Annotated in this window: 1 protein-coding gene; it reads right to left on the bottom strand. The window is 49.0% G+C overall.

Annotation, left to right across the window (positions count from 1 at the left end):
• On the bottom strand, positions 1-789 hold a 789-nt coding region (locus C6Y40_RS11375; protein WP_105934692.1), incomplete at its 3' end, for an IS5 family transposase.
• Positions 790-827: the final 38 nt, after the last annotated feature.

Here is an 827-nt window from a genome sequence, read left to right as displayed (position 1 = left end):
GTTAATGGCCGTTTTGTTTTTGCGAGGATGCTTTTTCAGTGCCCGGACTTTTCCGGGGCGTTCAGCAATCAGCCATTCCACATTCGTATCTTGCAACTCTTCCCGCATCGAAGCGCCCTGATAACCGGCATCGCCGGAAGCGAATTCTTCTTCGCCATGCAACAGGTTTTTCAACTGGTTCAGGTCATGCTCGTTGGCGGCGGTGGTCACCAGCGTATGGGTCAGGCCACTCTTGGCATCCACACCAATATGGGCTTTCATACCGAAGTGCCATTCATTGCCTTTCTTGGTCTGATGCATATCCGGGTCACGTTCATTCTTTTTGTTTTTAGTGGAGCTGGGTGCTTCAATAATCGTGGCATCCACCAGTGTGCCCTGCGTCATCATCACACCGCAGTCCGACAGCCATTGGTTGACCGTTTTGAATAATTTGCGAGTCAGCTTGTGTTTTTCCAGCAAGTGCCGGAAGTTCATAATGGTTGTGCGGTCAGGAATGGCTTTATCCAGTGATAGTTGCGCAAATTGACGCATCGAAGCAATTTCATATAACGCATCTTCCATCGCTTCATCACCGAGGCTATACCATTGCTGCATACAATGAATGCGAAACATGGTCTCAAGCGCGTACGGACGTCTGCCATTGCCAGCTTTAGGATAAAAGGGTTCAATCACTTCCAGCAGTTGAGGCCACGGCAGCAGTTTATCCATTCTGGATAAGAATATCTCTTTACGGGTCTGGCGGCGCTTGCTGGAAAACTCACTATCGGCAAAAGTTAACTGTTGGCTCATGGGCGGTAATGGCTGTGATTTACTATGCAGCTATGATC

Source organism: Marisediminitalea alba, from assembly GCF_002993365.1.
Classification (GTDB): Bacteria; Pseudomonadota; Gammaproteobacteria; order Enterobacterales; family Alteromonadaceae; genus Alteromonas; species Alteromonas alba.
This window is presented reverse-complemented; position numbering and strand designations above follow the sequence as displayed.